At 67.1% G+C, this 18,992-nt stretch carries 21 protein-coding genes; 20 read left to right on the top strand and 1 reads right to left on the bottom strand.

Annotated elements, in window-relative coordinates; genetic code table 11:
• Positions 1–23 precede the first annotated feature (23 nt).
• The 3 genes from yajC to secF are packed head-to-tail and all read left to right on the top strand — an operon-like array spanning position 24 to position 3,199.
• On the top strand, positions 24–353 hold the full coding sequence (gene yajC, locus C998_RS0108370; protein ID WP_018870412.1) for a preprotein translocase subunit YajC: 330 nt from the start codon (positions 24–26) through the stop codon (positions 351–353).
• Between the two features lie 13 nt (positions 354–366).
• A complete protein-coding gene (gene secD / locus C998_RS0108365) occupies positions 367–2,232 on the top strand; it encodes a protein translocase subunit SecD (protein WP_018870411.1) in 1,866 nt (621 codons plus the stop codon).
• 16 nt (positions 2,233–2,248) lie between these two features.
• The gene (gene secF, locus C998_RS0108360) at positions 2,249–3,199 is read left to right on the top strand and encodes a protein translocase subunit SecF (RefSeq protein ID WP_018870410.1); all 951 of its coding nucleotides are present in this window, start codon (positions 2,249–2,251) and stop codon (positions 3,197–3,199) included.
• Between the two features lie 110 nt (positions 3,200–3,309).
• Here the strand turns inward: secF and C998_RS0108355 are convergent, their stop codons facing one another.
• Positions 3,310–4,137 carry an inositol monophosphatase family protein gene (locus tag C998_RS0108355; RefSeq protein ID WP_018870409.1) on the bottom strand — a complete coding sequence of 276 codons (828 nt, stop codon included), beginning with the start codon at positions 4,135–4,137 and terminating at the stop codon, positions 3,310–3,312.
• Positions 4,138–4,297: 160 nt separating this feature from the next.
• Between C998_RS0108355 and C998_RS0108350 the strand changes: the two genes are divergently transcribed.
• The 17 genes from C998_RS0108350 (at position 4,298) to bamB (ending at position 18,992) form a co-directional block, all read left to right on the top strand.
• Complete coding sequence (locus tag C998_RS0108350) at positions 4,298–5,077, top strand: RNA methyltransferase (protein WP_018870408.1); 780 nt, start codon at positions 4,298–4,300, stop codon at positions 5,075–5,077.
• 56 nt (positions 5,078–5,133) lie between these two features.
• Positions 5,134–5,940: a serine O-acetyltransferase gene (gene cysE, locus C998_RS0108345; protein WP_018870407.1), complete on the top strand. Its 807-nt coding sequence runs from the start codon at positions 5,134–5,136 to the stop codon at positions 5,938–5,940.
• Positions 5,941–6,000: 60 nt separating this feature from the next.
• Positions 6,001–6,519, top strand: a complete 519-nt coding sequence (locus C998_RS0108340; RefSeq protein WP_018870406.1) for an Rrf2 family transcriptional regulator — start codon at positions 6,001–6,003, stop codon at positions 6,517–6,519.
• A complete protein-coding gene (locus C998_RS0108335) occupies positions 6,519–7,742 on the top strand; it encodes an IscS subfamily cysteine desulfurase (protein WP_018870405.1) in 1,224 nt (407 codons plus the stop codon). Before C998_RS0108340 ends, C998_RS0108335 begins: the two co-directional genes overlap by 1 nt.
• Before the next feature lie 48 nt (positions 7,743–7,790).
• Positions 7,791–8,198, top strand: a complete 408-nt coding sequence (iscU, locus tag C998_RS0108330) for a Fe-S cluster assembly scaffold IscU (RefSeq protein WP_018870404.1) — start codon at positions 7,791–7,793, stop codon at positions 8,196–8,198.
• A 7-nt stretch (positions 8,199–8,205) separates the two neighbouring features.
• On the top strand, positions 8,206–8,529 hold the full coding sequence (gene iscA, locus C998_RS0108325; RefSeq protein WP_018870403.1) for an iron-sulfur cluster assembly protein IscA: 324 nt from the start codon (positions 8,206–8,208) through the stop codon (positions 8,527–8,529).
• Positions 8,530–8,650: 121 nt separating this feature from the next.
• Positions 8,651–9,172 carry a Fe-S protein assembly co-chaperone HscB gene (hscB, locus tag C998_RS0108320; protein WP_018870402.1) on the top strand — a complete coding sequence of 174 codons (522 nt, stop codon included), beginning with the start codon at positions 8,651–8,653 and terminating at the stop codon, positions 9,170–9,172.
• A 55-nt stretch (positions 9,173–9,227) separates the two neighbouring features.
• Positions 9,228–11,117 carry a Fe-S protein assembly chaperone HscA gene (gene hscA / locus C998_RS0108315; RefSeq protein WP_026279545.1) on the top strand — a complete coding sequence of 630 codons (1,890 nt, stop codon included), beginning with the start codon at positions 9,228–9,230 and terminating at the stop codon, positions 11,115–11,117.
• Positions 11,118–11,120: 3 nt separating this feature from the next.
• On the top strand, positions 11,121–11,459 hold the full coding sequence (gene fdx, locus C998_RS0108310; RefSeq protein WP_018870400.1) for an ISC system 2Fe-2S type ferredoxin: 339 nt from the start codon (positions 11,121–11,123) through the stop codon (positions 11,457–11,459).
• Between the two features lie 19 nt (positions 11,460–11,478).
• Complete coding sequence (gene iscX, locus C998_RS0108305; RefSeq protein WP_018870399.1) at positions 11,479–11,682, top strand: Fe-S cluster assembly protein IscX; 204 nt, start codon at positions 11,479–11,481, stop codon at positions 11,680–11,682.
• 302 nt (positions 11,683–11,984) lie between these two features.
• Entirely contained in the window at positions 11,985–12,416 is a 432-nt protein-coding gene (ndk, locus tag C998_RS0108300; RefSeq protein WP_018870398.1) for a nucleoside-diphosphate kinase, read from the top strand.
• Between the two features lie 243 nt (positions 12,417–12,659).
• Positions 12,660–13,793: a 23S rRNA (adenine(2503)-C(2))-methyltransferase RlmN gene (gene rlmN / locus C998_RS0108295; protein WP_026279544.1), complete on the top strand. Its 1,134-nt coding sequence runs from the start codon at positions 12,660–12,662 to the stop codon at positions 13,791–13,793.
• Positions 13,793–14,566, top strand: a complete 774-nt coding sequence (pilW, locus tag C998_RS0108290; protein WP_018870396.1) for a type IV pilus biogenesis/stability protein PilW — start codon at positions 13,793–13,795, stop codon at positions 14,564–14,566. Before rlmN ends, pilW begins: the two co-directional genes overlap by 1 nt.
• Positions 14,559–15,830, top strand: coding sequence for a helix-turn-helix domain-containing protein (locus tag C998_RS0108285; protein ID WP_018870395.1), 1,272 nt, complete (start codon positions 14,559–14,561; stop codon positions 15,828–15,830). The genes pilW and C998_RS0108285 overlap by 8 nt, the downstream gene beginning before the upstream one ends.
• A gap of 54 nt (positions 15,831–15,884) precedes the next feature.
• Complete coding sequence (gene hisS / locus C998_RS0108280) at positions 15,885–17,159, top strand: histidine--tRNA ligase (RefSeq protein WP_026279542.1); 1,275 nt, start codon at positions 15,885–15,887, stop codon at positions 17,157–17,159.
• Between the two features lie 13 nt (positions 17,160–17,172).
• Entirely contained in the window at positions 17,173–17,787 is a 615-nt protein-coding gene (locus C998_RS0108275) for a tetratricopeptide repeat protein (RefSeq protein ID WP_018870393.1), read from the top strand.
• Positions 17,788–17,801: 14 nt separating this feature from the next.
• The gene (bamB, locus tag C998_RS0108270) at positions 17,802–18,992 is read left to right on the top strand and encodes an outer membrane protein assembly factor BamB (RefSeq protein ID WP_018870392.1); all 1,191 of its coding nucleotides are present in this window, start codon (positions 17,802–17,804) and stop codon (positions 18,990–18,992) included.

Genomic DNA, 18,992 nt, shown 5'->3' with positions numbered 1-18,992 from the left:
GATTTGCTGAACGGAGAAGCTGCATGGATTTCCTGATTTCCGCCGCCCACGCGCAGGAAGGCCAGGCCGCCGGTGGTGGCCTGATCGAATTCCTGATCATGATCGTGATCTTCTTTGCGATCATGTACTTCCTGATCATTCGTCCGCAGAGCAAGCGGGCCAAGGAACATCGCTCCATGGTCGAGTCCCTGTCGAAGGGTGACGAGATCGTGACCAATGGCGGCATGGCCGGGAAGATCACGGAAGTCGGCGAAAACTTCATTCACGTCGATGTGGCCGATGGCGTGAACGTCGTCGTGCAGAAGCAGTCCGTGCAGTCCGTCATGCCCAAGGGTTCCCTGAAAGACCTCTGAAGGCCCGTAGCCGATGCGCAACTCCTATCCGGTGTGGGTGTATGCCCTGATCGTCGTGGTCGTGACGATCGGGCTTCTTTATGCCGCCCCCAACCTGTTCCCCGAAGATCCGTCCGTGCAGATCGACAACCCCATGGCGGGGGAAGTCGAGGAGAACATGGAGGGCGTGATCGGTACCGTGCTCGGTGCCCAGGGCCTGACCCCGATGCGGGCCGAGCGCCGCGACGGCCAGCTGCTGCTGCGGTTCGAAACCGCGGACCAGCAGTCCCGGGCCGCGGAAATCCTGCGGAATTCGCTGGATGACAACCATACGGTCGCGCTCAACATGGCGCCGGCCACGCCCGACTGGCTGCGTGCCATCAATGGCCAGCCGATGTCGCTCGGGCTCGATCTGCGGGGCGGGGTGCACTTCCTGATGGAAGTCGACCTCAATGCGGTGATCGGTACGGCCATCGAACGCTACACCAACGAGCTGCGCCCCCGTCTGCGCGAGGAACGCCTGAGTTTCTCCGCGCTCGAGGATGGCGGTGACGAGTTGCGCATTCGCTTTGCCAGTGACGGCGAGCGCGACGAGGCCGAGAGCTGGCTGAGCAGTGAATACCGCGGCGAGCTCGAGTGGGCCCCGCGCCGGGAGGACGACGACTGGTTGCTGGTCGGCACTCTCGAGGAGGAGCACCTGACTGAACTGCGCCGCCAGGCGCTGCAACAGAACATCTCCACGCTGCGCACCCGCGTGGATGAGCTGGGCGTGGCCGAGCCGCTGATCGCCCAGCAGGGCGAGCATCGCATCGTGGTGCAGCTGCCGGGCGTGCAGGACACCGCGCGCGCCAAGGAAGTGCTGGGTGCGACCGCGACGCTGGAATTCCGCCTGGTGTCCGAAAGCGGGGACCCCATGGAGGCCCGCGAAACCGGCGAGGTGCCTTCCGGGACCCGGCTGTACGAAGAGCGTGACGGCACCCCGGTGCTGCTGCAGCGGCAGGTCATGCTCACCGGGGAGTTCATTACGGACGCCTCGTCCGGCATCGCCGACGATACGGGCGGGCCGGCGGTCTTCATCAATCTCGACGGCCAGGGCGCTCGCATCTTCTCGCGCGTGACCTCGGACAACGTCGGCCGGCTGATGGCCACGGTGTTCATCGAGACCACGATCGAGACCGAGGAAGAAGACGGCGAAATCGTGATGCGCAGCTCGCAGAGCGAGGAAGTGATCAACGTCGCGCGCATCAACGAGCCGCTGGGCGGGCGTTTCCAGATCACCGGGCTGGATTCCACCACTGAAGCGCGCAATCTGGCGCTGCTGCTGCGGGCCGGCGCGCTGGCTGCACCCATGTCGATCGTGGAGGAACGCACGGTCGGCCCGAGCCTGGGTCAGGAGAACATCGACCGCGGGATCCAGTCGGTCATCATCGGCTTCGTGCTGGTCATGCTGTTCATGATCCTGTACTACCGGGTGTTCGGCGTGATCGCCAACGTCGCGCTGGCGCTCAATCTGGTGTTCATCGTGTCGGTGCTGTCGATGCTGCAGGCCACGCTGACGTTGCCGGGGATCGCCGGGATCGTGCTTACGGTCGGCATGGCGGTGGACGCCAACGTGCTGATCTTCGAACGCATCCGCGAGGAGCTGCGCAATGGCATGTCGCCGCAGGCGGCGATCGCGTCGGGCTACGACCGCGCCGTGACCACCATCGCGGATGCCAACGTGACGACCCTGATCGCCGCCGTGGTGCTGTTCATCTTCGGGACCGGCCCGATCAAGGGCTTCGCCATCACGCTGTCGATCGGGATCGTCGCCTCGATGTTCACCGCCATCGTGGTGACTCGGGCCATCGTCAATCTGACCTACGGACGCCAGCCGCGGCTGGCCCGTCTGTCCATTTAAGTCCGGGAGCCGGGGAATGCTGCCGCATCTCAACTTCGCCGAGTCCAACTTCGACTTCCTGGGCAAGCGCCGGGTCACCCTGGTGATCTCGGTGGTGCTGATCCTGCTGTCGGTGCTGATGCTCGCCACCCGCGGGATCAATTTCGGCATCGACTTCACGGGCGGAACCCTTGTGGAGGTCGGCTACCCGGAAGCGGTGGAGCTCGATCCGATCCGGGAAACCATCAACGAGGGCGGGTTCCAGGGAGCGCAGGTCCAGACCTTCGGGACCGCGCGGGATGTGCTGATCCGTCTGCCTCCGCGCGAGGACGAGCCGGACGAGGCGGCGCTGTCCAATCAGGTCATGCAGTTGCTGGAGGCCGGGGGCCCGGAAGGTGCCGAACTGCGCCGGGTGGAATTCGTCGGGCCGTCGGTGGGCGAGGAGCTGCGCGAGCAGGGCGGTCTGGCGATGATCTACGCCCTGGTCGGGATCCTGATCTATGTCGCCGTGCGGTTCGAATGGCGCTTCGCCGCGGGGTCCGTGCTGGCACTGGTGCATGACGTGGTGATCACGCTGGGGATCTTCTCGGCACTGCAGCTGGAGTTCGACCTCGGGGTCCTGGCGGCGGTCCTGGCGGTGATCGGTTACTCGCTGAACGACACCATCGTGGTGTACGACCGCATACGCGAGAACTTCCGGATACTGCGCAAGCAGGGCACCGAGTTCGTGATGAACAATGCGGTCAACAAGACCCTGGCGCGGACGATCGTGACCAGTATGACGACCCTGCTGGTGCTGTTCGCGCTGTTCTTCCTCGGCGGGGCGGCTCTGCAGAACTTCTCGGTGGCGCTGATCATCGGTGTCATCGTCGGGACGTACTCCTCGATCTTCATCGCGGCCACGGCGGCGCTGATGCTGGGGGTCGACCGCCAGGTGCTGCTGCCGGTGAAGAAGGAAGGGGCGGACGAGGAGGATGCGACGCCCTGAGAACGCCCTGATTCGGGGGAGGGCAGGGACGGACAAGGAAGCCCGCCCCCACAGGGATATGAGGGCGTGGCTGCGGGAGCAGAGCGGGGCCGATGACCGCCCCGGGCGATTCAGCCTTCGCCGTGCGGGCTTCCGGTTTTGCGTCCCTCCACCTCCGCAGCGTGCAGACGCTGCAGCATCGTTTTCAGGACCTTGGGGTTCCCGGCCACGACATCGCCCTTGCGAAAGATCTCGTTGCCACCCTGCCAGTCGCTGGTCAGGCCACCGGCTTCCTGCACCAGCAGCAGTCCCGCTGCCATGTCCCAGGGCTGCAGGCCCATCTCCCAGAAGCCGTCAAAACGGCCGCAGGCGACCCACGCCAGATCCAGCGCCGCGGAACCCGGCCGCCGAATGCCGGCCGTGCCCGGGATCATGTGGCGCAGGGTGCGCAGATAACGTTCCAGGTCCTGACCCTCGCGAAACGGGATACCGGTTCCCAGCAGCGCGCCTGCCAGATCCTTGCGCTGGCCTACGCGGATGCGCCGGTTGTTGAGGAAGGCGCCGCCACCGCGTGTTGCGGTAAAGAGTTCTTCCTTGAGGGGGTCGTACACCACCGCGTGTTCCAGGCGCCCCTTCTGCCGCAGGGCGATGGACACCGCGTACTGCGGGATCTCGCGCAGGTAGTTGGTGGTGCCGTCCAGCGGGTCGATGATCCACTCGTGTTCGGCGCCGGTGGCCCCGGGCTGGTTGCCTCCCTCCTCCGCGAGGATCGCGTGGTCGGGGTAGGCCTTCTTCAGCGTCTGGACGATCGCCTGCTCGGCGTTGACGTCGACATCGCTGACCCAGTCGTTGCGGGCCTTCTCGCGCGTGTTCATCCGGTCCGGCCGGCCCCAGGCGCGGGTGGTGATGCGTCCGGCCGCGCGGGCCGCCGATACCGCCGTGTTCAGCATGGGGTGCATGAGGGTTCTCCGACATCGCTTGGGAAGGAATCGGGGCCGGCGCACGGACGCCCCCGAAGGTCGCGAACGATACACAACGCATCGAGGCTTTGGAAGTGTGCGGGCCAGCCGGCGCGGGGCGGTGTACAATCGCGCCCGCATGGGAAGGGGCAGGGGTGCCATGGAATCAAAGACTGACGAGCATCGACAGATCGGTGCGGGCGCGGCCGCCCGGGTGCGGATCGTGCTGGTGGGCACGACCCATCCCGGCAACATCGGCTCTGCGGCCCGCGCCATGAAGGCGATGGGCATGCGCGACCTGGCGCTGGTGGCGCCGGAGCGCTTCCCGCATGCCGACGCCACCGCCCTGGCGTCCGGTGCCGACGACGTGCTGGCAGGGGCCACGGTGGTCGACACGCTGACCGAGGCGGTCGCCGACTGTCATCAGGTGGTGGGGACCAGCGCCCGCACGCGCACCCATTCGGTGCCGGTGCTGGAGCCCGACGGTGCCGCGGCTCGGGTGCTCGGCGGGGCGGCCGAGGGGCCGGTGGCACTGGTCTTCGGCCGCGAGCACAGCGGCCTGACCAACGAAGAGCTCGACCATTGCCACGCATTCGTCCGCATCCCGACCGACCCCGATTTTTCCTCCCTCAATCTCGCCGGCAGCGTCCAGATCATGACCTGGGCGGTGCGCCGGGCGGCGCTGGCCGATGTCGGGGAACCAAATGCCGTGGTGCGCCAGGCCTCGGCGGCGGAGCGGGATCCTGCGGCCACCCACGCGGAGCTGGAAGGTCTGTTCGAACATTACGAGAAGACCCTGGAGGCCATCGACGTGCTCGATCCGGAGAATCCGCGCCACACCATGCGCCGGTTGCGCCATCTGTACCTGCGCGCGGAACCGACGGCCTCGGAGGTGCGGCTGCTGCGCGGCATATTGACGCACACCCTGCGGGGCCGGTGAGCGCGGATTCCCGGCTGTGATACCCTACCGAATAACTCAGGAATGAGACCGTAACCATGTTCAAGACCCTGCGCGAGGATATCCGCTGCGTCTTTGCGCGCGATCCCGCCGCCCGTAATGCCTTCGAGGTGCTGACGGCGTACCCGGGTCTGCATGCGCTGTGGTTTCATCGTGCCGCGCACTGGTTGTGGAATCACCGCATGCGCTGGCTCGGACGGATCCTCGGTAACTTCGCGCGGCTGCTGACGGGCATCGAGATCCACCCGGGCGCGCGCATCGGGCGGCGCTTCTTCATTGACCACGGGATGGGCGTGGTGATCGGCGAGACGGCCGAGATCGGCGATGACTGCACGATCTACCACCAGGTGACCCTCGGCGGGACCAGCTGGGAAGGCGGCAAGCGCCACCCGACTCTGGGCAACGAGGTCGTGATCGGGGCCGGCGCCAAGCTGCTCGGCCCGATCCATGTCGGTGATCGTGCCCGGGTGGGTTCCAATGCCGTGGTCCTGAAGGACGTGCCGGCCGACGCGACGGCGGTGGGGATTCCGGCGCGGGTGCTGGGGCCGCGCCCGGAGCCGGATCCGCGTTTCCAGCAGGCGGCCAGTCGCATGGGTTTCGACGCCTATGGCGTCACCCGGGACATGCCCGACCCGGTGGCGAACGCCCTGCACCGCATCGTGGATCGCGTCCACGAGCTGGATGACCGCATGGAAAAGGCCTGTCAGGCGCTCAAGCGTGCGGGCATCGACCCGGGCGAGGCGATGGGCGAGGATACCGGCCATCCGCTGGAGCCCTGTGACCTCGAGGGGCTGGAACCGGATGACTGTGAAATCCCTCCCCGCAAACAGCAGGGTAATAGTTGACCTTTTTGCTCAGGTATTGCTAGGCTCTCGAGCAACCTGAACAAGAAGGCGCATCGAGCCATGAAACTGACGACCAAAGGACGTTACGCCGTCACCGCCATGCTGGACGTGGCGACCCATACCCGCGAGGGGCCGGTCTCGCTGGCCGAAGTGGCGGGCCGGCAGAAGCTGTCCCTGTCCTATCTGGAGCAGCTGTTCTCGCGTCTGCGCAAGAAGGGGTTGGTGGTGTCCAGCCGCGGCCCCGGCGGCGGTTACGCGCTCAGCCGCGATTCCGCCGAGATCAGCGTGGCCGAGATCATCGTGGCGGTGGATGAGCCGGTGGACGTGACCCGCTGTGGTGGCAAGGCCAACTGCAACAAGCAGTCGCGCTGCCTGACCCACGATCTGTGGGCGGATCTGAGCGATCAGCTCTATGATTTCCTCAGCAATCGTTCGCTGGCCGAGGTGCTGGAACGCCACGAGGCCAGCGTGCAGGCGCGCGAGCAGGGCGAACATCCGGTGACGGTGCACGGCTCGACCGGAAAAGAAAACGATCATGCGGGCGCCACGGTGGCGGCCGCGGACAGGAGCAATGCGTGATGAGTAACCTGAAACTGCCGATCTATCTCGACTATTCATCGACCACCCCGGTGGACGAGCGCGTCGCCGAGGAGATGAAGAAATTCCTGACGCGGGACGGTCTGTTCGGTAATCCGGCCTCGCGGAGTCACAGCTTTGGCTGGGACGCCGAAAAGGCGACGGAAAACGCTCGGGAGCAGGTCGCGGCGCTGGTGGGGGCGGACCCCAAGGAGATCATCTGGACCAGCGGGGCCACCGAGGCCGACAACCTGGCGGTCAAGGGTGCCGCGCACTTCTATCAGCGCAAGGGCAAGCACGTCATCACGGTCAAGACCGAGCACAAGGCGGTCCTGGATCCGGCGCGCCAGCTGGAGCGCGAAGGCTTCGAGGTGACCTATCTGGGGGTCGACGAAAATGGCCTGATCGACCTGCAGGAGCTGCAGGACGCCATGCGTGACGACACCATCGTGGTTTCGGTCATGCACGTGAACAACGAGATCGGCGTCATTCAGGACATCGAGGCGATCGGCAACCTGTGTCGCGAACGCGGCATCGTGTTCCATGTGGACGCGGCGCAGTCGACCGGCAAGGTGGCGGTCGACCTGTCGAAGCTCCCGGTGGACCTGATGAGTTTCTCCGCCCACAAGACCTACGGTCCGAAGGGCATCGGCGCCCTGTTTGTGCGCCGCAAGCCGCGCGTGCGGATCGAGGCGCAGATTCACGGCGGCGGGCACGAACGCGGCATGCGTTCCGGTACCCTCGCGCCGCACCAGATCGTGGGCATGGGCGAGGCCTTCCGCATCGCCGGCGAAGAGATGGGCAGCGAGCTGGAACGTATCCGCATGCTGCGCGACCGCCTGTGGGCAGGGCTGGATGACATGGAAGAGGTCTACCTCAACGGCGACAAGGAACGCCGCGTCGCCCATAACCTGAACGTCTCGTTCAACTTCGTGGAGGGCGAGAGCCTGATCATGTCGCTGCGCGACATCGCGGTTTCCTCCGGCTCGGCCTGTACCTCGGCCAGCCTGGAGCCCTCCTACGTGCTGCGCGCCCTGGGTCGCGACGACGAGCTGGCGCACAGCTCGATCCGCTTCTCCATCGGCCGCTACACCACGGTCGAAGAGGTCGACCACACCATCGACATCGTGCACAAGGCCGTTGGCAAACTGCGCGAACTGTCGCCGCTCTGGGAGATGTACCAGGACGGTATCGACCTCAAGAGCATCGAATGGGCGGCCCACTGAGGCCGTCCCGGAACATCCACCCACGGGTACGCGAACAGGAGAGATACCATGGCTTACAGTGACAAGGTGATGGATCATTATGAAAATCCGCGCAATGTCGGCAGCTTCGACAAGAGCGACGAGGCGGTAGGTACCGGCATGGTCGGTGCGCCGGCCTGCGGTGACGTGATGAAGCTGCAGATCAAGGTCAACGACGATGGCGTGATCGAGGACGCCAAGTTCAAGACCTACGGCTGCGGCTCGGCGATCGCGTCCAGCTCGCTGCTCACCGAATGGGTGCGCGGCAAGAGCCTGGAAGAGGCGAGCCAGATCAAGAACACGCAGATCGCGGAAGAACTGGCGTTGCCGCCGGTGAAGATCCACTGCTCGGTGCTCGCCGAGGACGCGATCAAGGCGGCGATCTCCGACTATCAGGAGAAGCACGACGCCGAGGAACCGGAACAGAAGACGGCCTGAAGACGATATGGCAATCACACTGACCGACAGCGCGGCCGACCGCATCCGGCACTTCCTCGAACAGCGGGGCAAGGGTGTCGGCGTGCGGCTCGGGGTGAGGACCACCGGCTGCTCCGGCATGGCCTACGTGGTGGAGTTCGCCGACGAGGTCGAGGAAACGGACACGGTGTTCGAGGTGGACGGGGTGAAGCTTGTGGTGAGTCCCAAGTCCCTGGTGTACCTCGACGGGACCGAGCTCGACTTTGGCAAGGAAGGCCTGAACGAGGGGTTCCGTTTCAACAACCCGAACGAGAAGGCCCGCTGCGGCTGCGGTGAAAGCTTCAACGTCTGAAGGTACCGGGCCAGCGCGGGGTGCGGCGGGATCGTCCGGATACGGGCGTCCCGCTCACCCCTTTTCTTTGCCGGGCCTGCGGGCCCGGTTTTCGCTACGGACAAGGGATGACAGTCGGCCGATGAACGATCCGTTTGAACAGTTCGATCTTCCGGTCGCCTTCGAGGTGGATCGCGATGCCCTGGAGGAACGTTTCCGGCGCCTGCAGGCGGAGCTTCATCCCGACCGCTTCGTGCGTCAGGGCGATCAGGCGCGGCGCATGGCCGCGGCGATGGCGGCGGACGTGAACGAGGCCCACGATATCCTGGCGAACGACTATCGGCGCGCCCTGCACATCCTGGAGCGGGCGGGGTTCGAATTCGATCCCGAACGCGACACCAGCCGGGACATGGGGTTCATCGAGGCCCAGATCGAATGGCGGGAACGCCTGGAAGATGCGGAACGTGCCGGCGATGCCGCGGCGCTGGATACCCTGGCCGACGAGCTGAATGGGGCGCGGGCCGAGGCACGCGAGAAAGTGGCCACGGCCCTGGCCGATCCGGAGAAACCGGCGGACGATGCCCGTGATCGGGTGCTCGAGCTGCGATTCTTCGACCGTTTGCTGGAGGAGCTCCAGCGAACCCGACAGTCGCTGGCGTCGTAACCGACGCCGGCGGAAGATTCCCCCCGACCGAGAGCTTCATCAGGAGCCGAACGCGATGGCGTTATTGCAGATCACCGAACCCGGCGTTGATTCCGCCCCGCACCAGCGTCACCTGGCCGCGGGCATCGACCTGGGCACCACTCACTCGCTGGTGGCGACGGTCCGCAGCGGCGAGGCCGATACCCTGCCGGACGAACAGGGCCGGCACATCCTGCCCTCGGTGGTGCACTATTCGGCGGACGGTGCGCAGGTCGGATACGAGGCCGCGGAGCATGCCGGCGATGATCCGCACAACACCATCGCATCGGTCAAGCGCCTGATCGGCCGCGCGGCATCCGACGTGGCGACGCTCTCGGGCGAGCTGCCGTTCCGGCTGAAGACCGGAGACGGTTCGAGCGTGCCGCGCATCGAGACCGCCGCCGGGGACAAGAGCGCCGTCGAGGTCTCCGCGGATATCCTCGGCAGCCTGCGGGCGCGCGCCGAGGAGAGCCTGGGTGATGAGCTGGAAGGCGTGGTGATCACCGTGCCGGCGTATTTTGACGACGCCCAGCGCCAGGCGACTCGTGACGCCGCCCAGCTTGCGGGCCTGAATGTCCTGCGCCTGATCTCCGAGCCGACCGCCGCGGCGGTCGCCTACGGGCTGGACCAGGGTGAGGAAAGCACCATCGCGGTGTACGACCTCGGCGGCGGAACCTTCGACATTTCCATCCTGCAGCTGCGTCGCGGCGTGTTCGAGGTGCTGGCCACCGGCGGGGATTCCGCGCTGGGGGGAGACGACGTCGACCGCAGCGTGGCCGAGTGGCTGCTGGAGCAGGCCGGCATGCAGGGCGAAAGTGACCCGCAGCGCCTGCGCCGCGTGACCCTGGAGGCGCGCCGTGCCAAGGAGGCGCTGACCGAAGCCGAGACCACCGAGGTGCGGGTGACGCGCGCCGATGGCAGTGAATGGCAGGGGCAGCTGGATCGCGCCGGCCTGCTGGAACTGGCGCGGCCGCTGCTGGACCGCACCCTCGACTCCTGCCGCCAGGTGCTGGCGGATGCCGGTCTGGAGCGCGACGCCATCGACGAGGTGGTGCTGGTGGGCGGATCCACCCGCATGCCGGCGGTGCGCGAGGCGGTGCAGGAATTCTACGGCCGCGAACCGCGCGCCGGCATCGATCCGGATCGCGTGGTCGCGATCGGGGCCGCGCAACAGGCCGACATCCTCGCCGGCAACAAGCCGGACACCGAGCTGGTGCTGCTGGACGTGATCCCGCTGTCGCTGGGACTGGAAACCATGGGCGGGCTGGTCGAGTTCATTGTCCCGCGCAACACCACCATCCCGGTCAGTCGGGCGCAGGAATTCACCACCTTCAAGGACGGTCAGACCGCCATGTCGGTGCACGTGGTGCAGGGCGAGCGCGACGTGGTGGACGCCAACCGTTCGCTGGCACGCTTCACCCTGTCCGGGATCCCGCCGATGGTCGCCGGGGCCGCGCGCATCCGCGTGAGTTTTCAGGTGGACGCCGACGGCCTGCTGAGCGTCACCGCGCGCGAGCAGACCCAGGGCGTGGAGGCCCACGTGGAGGTCAAGCCCAGTTACGGCCTGACCGATGCCGAGATCGAACAGATGCTGCGTGATTCCGCCTCGGCGGCGCGCGACGACATGGAGGCGCGCCGCCTGCGCGAGGAGCAGGTGGAGGCCGATCGCGTGCTGGAGGCGCTGAACGCCGCGCTGGAAACCGATGGGGACCGCTACCTGGACGCCGAGGAACGCGCGAGTATCGAGAGCGCCCGCGACGCCCTGGCCGAAGAACGCGGCCGGGGCGAGGATCCGGACGCGATCGAGGCCGCGCGCAAGCGCGTCGAGCAGGCCTCCGAGGCCTTCGTCGCGCGCCGCATGAACGACAGCATCCGCCGCGCACTGGCGGGGCACAACGTCTCCGAATACGACGACTCAGGGAACTGACCCATGCCACAGGTGATCTTTCTGCCGCACGAAGAAATCTGTCCGGAGGGCGCCTCCATCGAGGCCGAGCCGGGCATCAGCATCTGCGATCTCGCCCTGAAGAACGGGATCGAGATCGAACACGCCTGCGAGAAGTCCTGCGCCTGCACCACCTGCCACGTGTATGTGCGCGAAGGTATGGACAGCCTCGAGGAGCCCAGCGAGGATGAAGAGGACATGCTCGACAAGGCCTGGGGGCTCGAGCCCGATTCACGCCTGTCCTGTCAGGCGGTCGTGAGCGATGCGGATCTGGTGGTCGAGCTGCCGAAGTACACCATCAATCAGGTGTCCGAGCACCACTGATCAGCGGGAGAGTGCGGTCATGAAATGGACTGATACCAGCGAAATCGCGATGCAGCTTGCGGATGAGCATCCGGACGTGGATCCGCGCAACGTCAACTTCGTTGACCTGAGGAACTGGGTGGTGGAGCTGCCGGAGTTCGATGATGACCCGGACCGTTCGGGCGAGCGGATCCTCGAGGCGATCCAGCTCGCCTGGATGGACGAGGCGGACGTCGACGACTGAGCGGCGGTACCCGATCGCCGGATCGGCCAGGGGGCTGGCCTCCCACAGGTCGAACCCTGTCCCCGGTGGGAGGCCGGCCCTCCGGCCGATTGTGCGGGGTCGGCAGGTGCGGGGTCAGCCAGAGGCTGGCCTCGTACGGGGCGCGCGGCCGTTGCCGCGCGCCGGCCGGGCCGCTACACTGCGCGCCGCATGTTGCCCCGTGACCGCGTTCGCATCGGGAACCCGCCATTCGGCGGGTTTCGCGTTTGCGGGAGCGGGTGGCGACCCGAGTCGAATCATTGCCCCTACAGGAGAGCCGCCCCATGGCCGAAGAACGTACCCTTTCCATCATCAAGCCCGACGCCGTCTCCAAGAACGTGATCGGCGAGATCTACAGCCGCTTCGAGAAGGCCGGCCTGAAGATCGTCGGCGCGCGCATGATGCACCTCGACCGTGCCCAGGCCGAGCGTTTCTATGAAGTGCACAAGGAACGCCCGTTCTTCAACGACCTGGTCGAGTTCATGATCTCGGGTCCGGTCATGGTGCAGGTTCTGGAAGGCGAGGACGCCATCGCCAAGAACCGCGACATCATGGGCGCGACCAACCCTTCCGAGGCGGCCCCGGGCACCATCCGTGCCGACTACGCGGTCTCCATCGACGAGAACGCGGTGCATGGTTCCGACGCTGCGGACACCGCCGAACGCGAGATCGCGTTCTTCTTCGGTGATGACGGGGTTTGCCCGCGCACCCGCTGATTGCGAGCCGTATCCGGTGTCGGGGGCTGGATGTGCCCGGCCTCCGGCCGGGACAGGGTTCGGCCCGTTCGACCCGTAGGAGGCCAGCCCCCTGGCCGACCCGGCGTTGCCCGACCGGGCACAGGATGTTCCCCGGGCGCCCGATCGGCCGGAGGGCCGGCCTCCTGCCGATGGGGGTCGCCCTGTAGGCATGCGGTGCCCGGGCGAAGTACACTGTGGCATCTGCTCCAATCGGTCGTAGGAATGTCCTTGCCCAACCATACCCCCGTCAACCTGCTGGGTTACAGCCGCGATCAGCTGACAGAGCTGTTCGGGGAATGGGGCGAGCCGCGCTTTCGCGCCACCCAGGTCGCGAAATGGATCCATCAGGGCGGGGTCACGGAGTTCGACGCAATGACCAACGTCTCGCGCAAGCTGCGCGAGCGGCTGGCGCGCGAGGCGGAGATCCGGCCGCCCGAAGTCGCGCTGGAGAAGACCTCCGACGACGGCACCGTCAAATGGGTGCTGCGTCTCCCCGATGGCAACGCCATCGAGACCGTCTACATCCCGGACAGCGGTCGCGGCACGCTGTGCGTGTCCTCTCAGGTGGGCTGTGCGCTCGACTGCACCTTCTGCTCCACCGCGCAGCAGGGGTTCAACCGCAATCTGACCAGCGCCGAGATTATCGGTCAGGTGTGGCTGGCCATGCAGCGCCTCCCGGCGCCCGAAGGGCGTCCGCGCGCCGTGACCAACGTGGTCATGATGGGCATGGGCGAACCGCTGGCCAATTTCGATGCGGTGGTCCCGGCGTTGCAGCTGATGACCGACGACAATGCCTATGGCCTCAGCCGCCGGCGGGTGACGGTGTCCACCTCGGGCCTGGTGCCGGCGCTGGACCGCCTGGCCGGACACACCGATGTCGCCCTGGCTCTGAGCCTGCATGCCCCCAATGACGAGCTGCGGGACCGGCTGGTGCCGATCAACCGGAAATACCCGATTGCCCCGCTGATCGACGCCTGCCGACGGTATGTGGAAGCAACGGGGTCGCACAGCGGGGTTACCGTGGAATACGTGCTGCTGGCCGGGGTCAATGACCGGCCGGAACATGCGCGCGAGCTCGCGGCGCTGCTGCGCGAGCTGCCGTGCAAGCTCAACCTCATCCCGTTCAATCCGTTTCCGGGTGCGCCGTTCGACCGACCCTCCGAGGCGGACATCGAACGTTTCGAACGCCTGCTGCAGAAGGCCGGCTATGTGACGACCGTGCGGCGCACGCGCGGCGATGACATCGACGCCGCCTGCGGTCAGCTCGTCGGTCAGGTGGAAGACCGTACCAATCGCGGGATGCGCATGATTCGTCTGCATGCGGAGATCCCGGGAACCGAACGGAGGGCATCGTGATGATGCGCGGTGGCTGGCAGGGGAAGGCGGCCGCAATGCTGGTTTTGGTGGCATTGCTGCAGGGCTGTGCCGGGATGGATCGACAAACGGGGCGCGATGGCGAAGAAGCGGCGGATATCAATGCGGAGCTCGGCATCGGCTATCTGCGGGAAGGCGAAATGGAACAGGCCGAACGCAGCCTGAAGCGGGCGCTGGAGTTCGACCATCGGCATCCGATGGCCAATCTGGGGATGGCGACGGTGTATGAACGCCGGGGGGCGGTCGACGAGGCGGTCGAGCACTACGAGGTAGCGCTGGCGCAGGACCCGGACGATCCCCACATCCAGGTAAGTACCGGCGCGATGCTCTGCCGTCAGGGCGAGTTCGAGCGGGCCCAGGAGCTGTTCGACAAGGCGATCAACAACGTCGATTACGACCGGCGCGATGTTGCGCTCCTGAATTCGGGGTCCTGTTACGCCGATGCGGGTGAATACGAGCGTGCCGAGCAGCGCCTGCGGGATGCACTGGAACGCAGCCCGGAGAATCCGCGTGCGCTCCTCGAGCTGGCGTCGGTCAGTTATCAGGCGGGCAAGCCGATGCAGACGCGCGCCTTTCTGCAGCGACTGAGCGGACGCGGCATCGAGAACGCCGAGACCCTGCTGCTGTGTTACCAGTCGGAAACCGCGCTGGGACGGGATCGCAACGCCAGTGCCTGCGCCGACCGCCTGCGTGAAGAATACCCGGACAGTGACGAAGCCGAACGGCTGCGGCGCCTGGAGCGCGAGAGTGACTGAGCGGCGAAGCCGGGATCCGGATCTGGGGCGCGTCGAGGACGTCGACGATACGGCTTCCTCGCGGCCTCCGCTGAGCGGGGATCCGGGCGTGCCGGAGCCCGATGAACCGCCCGTGGCCGCGGGCCTCACGACTCGCGACCAGCCCGAGGACGATCCCACGAGCCAGGGTGGCGGCGAAGGCGACGAGCAGGATGCGCAGCCGGGACGCGGACTGCGCGTGGCCCGCGAGGGGGCCGGGCTCGAGATTGCCGAACTCTCGCGGCGCACCCATCTGGGGAAGGCACTGCTGCAGGACCTCGAGGCCAATCGCTTCGAGCACATGACCCCGGCCTACGTGCGCGGCTATCTGCGCTCATGTGCCCGGGAGCTCGGGGTGGATCCCGAGCCCTGGATACAGGCGTATGATCGCCGTGCCCCGGCGGAGCCGGCGCCGCGCCCGGTCGCGACCCGCAGGCATCGCCCCCTGCGGCGTTCCGTCTGGCCGTACTGGCTGGCGGCGGCGCTGGTGGTGGGTCTGCTGGCAGTCGCTACGGTGTTCTGGGCGGAAGACGTCTCGGTGGACGCGCTGCGGGAGTTCGGGATCGGGGACGGGCCGGAAGGCGTGCCGGCTCTGGAAACGGAGACCACACCGGAGGAGCCGGCGAGGCAGGAGCCCGCCGACCGGGCACATGACGAGCCCGGGGCCGCCGCCACCAATGGCGACACCGCCCCCGACACGGACGCCGATACCGAAACAGGGACCGTTGAGGCGGAAACGCCGGCGATCGGACCGCCGGAACCCCTGGCCCGGCCGGAACGTGATCCGGCTGCGGAGGAAGGTTCGGAGGAGACCGCGGCGGACACGCGCATGGATACCGTGCCCGAGGATGCGGGGATCGACGAACCGGTTGCGCCGGCCCCGCTGGATGAGGCCGGCACGGCCGGCGAGGAAACCGACATCGTCGAAGCCCCCGAGGAAATCACCGGGGAAATCACCGAGGGAACGACCGGGGCGGCCGAAACGGCGCCGGCCGCGGACGGGCAGGCCGAACTGATCCTGGAGGTTCATGAGACGTCCTGGGTCGAGATCCGTGACACGGACGGAGCGGTGGTTCTGACCGGCGTGCTCTCGCCGGGCACGCGCGAGGAACTGCAGCTGGAACTCCCCGGACGTGCGGTCCTGGGCAATGCCGCCGGCGTCGAACTCACGCTGAACGGCGAGCCGGTGGCGTTTGACGAGCATGTCCGTGACGACCGTACGGCCCGCTTCGATCTGGAAGAATAATCAGGCGCGCATCATCCGGCGCGCCCCAACCCGATACCAATCCGAATACACCCGATGAAAGCCATCCGATCCATTCGCGGGATGCACGACATCCTGCCCGACAGCGTTCACCTGTGGCAGCACCTCGAGGACCAGTTGCGTGACCTGCTGACGCGCTACGGTTACCGCGAGATCCGCATGCCGCTGGTGGAGGCCACGGAGCTGTTCGCGCGATCCATCGGCGATGTCACCGACATCGTGGAGAAGGAGATGTACACCTTCGAGGACCGCAACGGTGACAGCCTGAGCCTGCGCCCGGAGGCCACGGCGAGTTGCGTGCGTGCCGGCATCCAGCACGGGCTGCTGCACAACCAGGTTCAGCGGCTGTGGTACATGGGGCCGATGTTCCGCCACGAGCGTCCGCAGAAAGGGCGTTATCGCCAGTTCCATCAGGTCGGAGTCGAGGTGTTCGGACTGCCGGGGCCGGACATCGATGCCGAGGTCCTGGCGATGACCGCGCGTCTGTGGCGCATGCTCGGTCTGAGCAACGTGCGCCTCGAGCTCAACACGCTGGGAAGCCCGGAATGCCGCGCGCAGTATCGGGAGCACCTCATCGCGCACTTCGAGGCCCATCGGGAGCAGCTGGACGAAGAGGCCCGCAACCGGCTGTACGACAACCCGATGCGCATCCTCGACAGCAAGGATCCGGGGACCCGCGAGGTGGTGGCCACGGCCCCGTCGCTGATGGACCATCTGGACGCGGAATCGCGGGCGCATTTCGATGCGCTCTGCGGTCACCTGGATGCGCTGGGCATTGCCTGGGAGCACAACCCGCGTCTCGTGCGCGGGCTGGACTACTACACCCATACGGTGTTCGAGTGGATCACCGACGAGCTGGGGGCGCAGGGTACGGTGTGCGCCGGTGGCCGTTACGATGGCCTGGTGGAGCAGCTGGGTGGACGCGGGACGCCGGCAATCGGCATGGCCATGGGACTGGAACGCCTGGTGGCCCTGCTGGAGGCCCGCGAAGACGCGCCGGCGGCCGGGGTGCCGGACGCCTATCTGGTGGTGCCGGATACGGAACAGACGGGCGAAGCGCTGCGACTGGCCGAGGAACTTCGCGAGGCGCGTCCCGATCTGCAACTGGTACAGCACTGCGGCGGTGGCAGCATGAAATCGCAGATGAAACGCGCGGACCGGCTGGGGGCGCGCGTGGCGCTGGTACTGGGGCCCGACGAGGCCGCGGCGGGCACCGTGACCGTCAAGCCGTTGCGCGGCGAGGGCGGCGAACAGCAGACCGTGGCGCGTGCCGATCTGTCCGCGCATATGGACACCGCCCTGCAATCCTGAAGGAATACCTGACATGAGTTATCTCACCGACGAAGAAAAGGCGGAACGGATCAAGCAGTGGTGGTCCGACAACGGCATGGCGGTCATCGCCGGGCTGGTACTCGGGATCGCCGGGCTGTTCGGCTACAACTGGTGGAGCGGTCAGCAGGCCGAACGTGCCGAGCAGGCCTCGGAGATGTACCAGGCGCTGCAGTTCAGCATGCGCGCCGGCCAGTACGAGCAGGCCGACGAAATGGCCCGGCAACTGATCGAACATGGCGGGCGTACGCCCTACGTGGCGCTGGCCTGGGCCCATCGCGCCGAGGTCGCGCTGGCCGGTGGCGAGCAAGAGGCCGCGGTGGCCGCCCTGCGCGAGGCCGTGGACGCCGCCCCGGATGACGGGCATCGTGCGCTGTTCCGTCTGCGGCTGGTGCGTCAGCTCATCCGGACCGAGGCCCTGGACGAAGCCGCATCGGTCCTCGCCACCGTCGAGCACGATGCATTCCGCGGCCTGCGGCTGGAACTCGACGGGGATCTGGCACGTGCCCGGGGTGACCACGACACCGCCCGCGAGCGCTACCGCGAGGCCCTGGACGCCGGCCACAGCCCGGAATACCTGCAACTGAAATTCGAGGATCTCTCCGCGTGAGGACGCCCGCCGACATGGATCACTTCGCGAAAATTCGCTACACCCTGCAGTGGCTCGCGGTGGCGGGCCTGGCGCTGTCGCTGAGCGCCTGCGGTCTGTTTTCCCGGGATGAGAGCGAGCCCCCGGCGGAACTGACCGATTTCGAAGTGCGCGGCGAACCCTCCGAACGCTGGTCGGCCTCGCTGGGGCGGGGCGGGGACCGCTTCCTCTGGGAAGTCTATCCGGCGATCGAGGACGACCGGGTGTTCGCGGCCGGCGCGGATGGCCGGATCGTGGCGCACGACGGGGAATCCGGCGCCCGCGCCTGGCAGACGCGACTGGACGACGTGCGCATCGCTTCGGGCGTGGGCGTCGGCGAGGGCATCGTGGTTGTGGGGACCCTGGAAGGTCTGGCGATTGCGGTGAGCGATGACGGCGAAGGCGAGCGCTGGCGGAATCAGCTCTCCAGCGAAGTCATCGGGATCTCGGAGGTCGCGTCGGGAATGGTGATCGCGCGCACCAATGACGGTCGGCTGCACGCCATGGACGCGGCAACCGGTGCGGTGCAGTGGACCGCGCTGCGGACCACGCCGGCACTGAGTCTGCGCGGGGCGCATGTGCCGCAGATCGTGGGCGGGCGCGTGCTGGCCGGCTTTGATGACGGTCGGCTGATGATGCTGGGCCTCACCCGCGGCAACACCCTGTGGGAGGCGACCCTGGGCGTGCCCACCGGCCGCTCCGAGGTCGAGCGCATGGTGGACGTGGATGGTCATATTCCGGTCTACCGCGGTGCGGCGCTGGGTGTCAGCTACCAGGGGCGCATGGCCGCGGTGGATCTCAATTCCGGCGAGCTCTACTGGGACCGGGAGTTCTCGTCCTATCAGGGCGGGGATGTCTCGATCAGCCGCAACGTGATGGTGGTCAGCGACGCCGACAGCCACGTGCGCGCGGTGGATCCGCGCAACGGCGGGGATCTGTGGGAAAACGCGGGTCTGCGCCTGCGCGGGGTGACCGCGCCGGTGATTCACGAGGGTTACGCCATCGTCGGCGATTTCGAGGGCTACCTGCACTGGCTCGACCTGGAAGACGGCGAATTCGCCGCCCGCACCCGCGTGGCGCGCGGCGCCGTGGTGGCACGGCCGGTGCTGGAGGGCGATACCCTGTACGTGATCACCGACAACGGTCGGCTGACCGCGATCGACGCGCGCATCGACGAGGACGACTGA

The sequence above is a fragment of the Thioalkalivibrio sp. ALgr3 genome, assembly GCF_000377325.1.
Lineage (GTDB): Bacteria > Pseudomonadota > Gammaproteobacteria > Ectothiorhodospirales > Ectothiorhodospiraceae > Thioalkalivibrio.
This window is presented reverse-complemented; position numbering and strand designations above follow the sequence as displayed.